At 64.7% G+C, this 2758-nt stretch carries 2 protein-coding genes; both read left to right on the top strand.

Annotated elements, in window-relative coordinates; genetic code table 11:
- Positions 1 to 789: M16 family metallopeptidase (locus IVA98_RS33085; RefSeq protein ID WP_247356451.1), on the top strand; the 789-nt coding region annotated here is incomplete at its 5' end.
- A complete protein-coding gene (locus tag IVA98_RS33080) occupies positions 786 to 2159 on the top strand; it encodes a M16 family metallopeptidase (RefSeq protein ID WP_524536444.1) in 1374 nt (457 codons plus the stop codon). The genes IVA98_RS33085 and IVA98_RS33080, both read left to right, overlap by 4 nt.
- The last annotated feature ends 599 nt before the right edge of the window (positions 2160 to 2758 follow it).

The following is a 2758-nucleotide window of genomic DNA, read 5'->3' as shown; positions in this document are numbered from 1 at the left end:
GATCGCGAGGATGCGCTCGCCTTCTACCGCCGCTTCTACGCGCCAAACAACGCCATCCTGGTGATCGCCGGCGACGTCGATGCCGCCGATGTCCGCCCGCTGGTCGAGCGCAATTTCGGCGCCATCCCGGCCCAGCCCGCCATCCCGGCGCGGCGCGTCCGTCCGCAGGAGCCGGAGCCGGCCGCCCCGCGCACCGTCACGCTGGCCGACCCGCGCGTCGAGCAGCCGAATATGCGGCGCTATTACCTGGTGACCTCGGCGACGACCGCTGCGGCCGGCGAGAGCGCGGCCCTCGACGTGCTCGCGCAGCTGATGGGCAGCGGCAGCAATTCCTATCTCTACCGCGCGCTCGTGGTCGACAAGCCGCTCGCAGTCTCCGCCAGCGCCGGCTATTCGAGCGTCTCGCTCGACCCGACCCAGTTCGCGATCTCGGCCTCGCCGAAACCCGGTGTCAGCTTCGCGGACATCGAGCAGGTGGTCGACGGCGTCATTGCCGACATCGCGCAGAATCCGATCCGCGCCGAGGATCTCGAGCGGGTCAAGACCCAGCTCATCGCCGAGGCGATCTACGCCCAGGACAACCAGGCGCTGCTGGCGCGCTGGTATGGCGGCGCACTGACCACGGGCCTCTCGATCGAGGACATCAGCAGCTGGCCCGACCGCATTCGCGCGGTCACCGCCGACCAGGTCCGCACTGTCGCGCAGAAATGGCTCGAGAAGAAGCGCTCGGTGACGGGCTATCTGATCAAGGACACCGCGACCACTAAGCTCCAGGAGAAGCGTTCGTGACCTATCCCTTCCTTCGCACGCATCATTTTGTGCTGTCTTTCGTCACCGGCGCGACGCTCGCGCTCGCTTCGATCTCGCCGTCGCAGGCCGCAGCTAAAATCCAGCACCTGACTTCGCCGGGCGGCATCGAAGCCTGGTTCGTACAGGATGCGACCGTGCCGCTGATCGCCATGGAATATTCCTTCGCCGGCGGCTCGGCCCAGGACCCCCCAGACAAGTCCGGCGTCGCCAATCTGGTCGGCGACCTCCTCGACGAAGGCTCCGGCGATCTCGACTCCAAGACCTTCCATGAGCGGCTCGACCGCCGCGCCATCGAGCTCTCCTTCAGCTCCACCCGCGACACGTTCCGCGGCAGCCTGCGCATGCTGCGCGACAACAAGGACGAAGCCTTCGACCTGCTGCGGAGCGCGCTGACCTCGCCGCATTTCGAAACCGCCGATGTCGAACGCATTCGCTCGCAGGTGATCTCAGGCCTGCGCCGCGAGACCACCAACCCGACCTCGCTGGCGAGCCGCAAATTCCTGGAGGTTGCTTTCGGCGATCATCCCTACGGTCGGCAGTCCAACGGCAACCTCGAGAGCGTTCCGACCATCACGGTTGCCGACATGAAGGATTATGTCGGCCGCGTGCTCGCCAAGGACACGCTCAAGATCGCGGTGGTTGGTGATGTCGATCCGACAACCCTCGGCAAGCTGCTCGACCACACCTTTGGTAGCCTGCCCGCCAAGGCCAATCTCGTGCCGGTCCCCGACGTCGAGGCCGCCAAGCCGCCGCAATGCGCCTTCGTGCCGCTCGACGTGCCCCAGACCGTGATCACCTACGGCGGGCCCGGCGTGAAGCGCAGCGATCCGAACTTCATGGCCGCTTATATCGTCAACCACATCCTCGGCGGCGGTGGATTGTCCTCCCGGCTCTCCCATGAAATCCGCGAGAAGCGCGGGCTGGCTTATTCCGTGTTCGAATCGCTGCTCTGGATGGAACATTCGGCGGTCTTCATCGGCAACACCGGCACCCGCGCCGACCGTGCCGGCGACACCATCGACGTCATCGACAAGGAGGTCCGCCGCATCGCCGAGGAGGGCCCGACGCAGAAGGAGCTCGACGAGGCCAAGTCCTACCTCAAGGGCTCGCAGATGCTGGCGCTCGATACCTCCTCGAAGCTCGCGCAGGCGCTGCTGCGAGACCAGCAGGACAAGCTCCCGATCGATTATATCGAGAAGCGCAACGCCATCGTCGATGCGGTGACACTGGACGACGCCCGAAAGGTTGCGAGGCGGCTATGGGCTCAGGGGCTTCTGACCGTTGTCGTCGGGCGCGCCCCGCAAGCCGCAGCGCAGCCCGCTACCCCGACGGTACCGAAGTCGAATTGATTATACGTCCTTCATCATGGCCGGGCTCGTCCCGGCCATCGATCTCTTTGATGATGCTGCACCGCGACGACGAGCAGTCGGTACCTAAGCGCGATCGTTCCCCATGGCGTCCGTTACGGAAGGCAATAAGGTCGGCTCATCGGGCCAGATCGTGTCCCGTGGCGTGGTGTAGCTCGGCGGGTCCTCGGAATTCATGCGACAAGCTTCGGGATTTCGTGCTCGATCAATCGCAAGAAATGAGTACGGCGAGCCCCTACAACCATCGATTCTTGAGCTACCAGCGACGGCGCTCCCGAAGGGGCGCCGTTCGCATTTTGGGCCCCATTTCGCAGCGATCGGGTGTTGCGCCTCCCCGCAACCAACGGTTCTTGCGATATCGGCGCAGCCGAACCGGAACGGTCGTCTTTTAGGTGACACAAGCAAGCGCGCCTCAGCGCAGTCGCTTGGTATCTCCACGACTATTTGTCGACATCGTCGAACACCGAGCGCTTGGTGGCGACGGGAGTGGGAGCCGGAGCTTCCTCCTTCTTTTGCGTCACGATGTGCGTCCAATCCGCTTCGTCTTCCGAGCCATCCTCCTGCTCGCGTTTGCGCTCTTC

The organism is Bradyrhizobium sp. 160, from assembly GCF_023073735.1.
Lineage (GTDB): Bacteria > Pseudomonadota > Alphaproteobacteria > Rhizobiales > Xanthobacteraceae > Bradyrhizobium.
The sequence above is the reverse complement of the archived record's forward strand: the minus strand, read 5'-3'. Positions and strand labels throughout refer to the sequence as shown.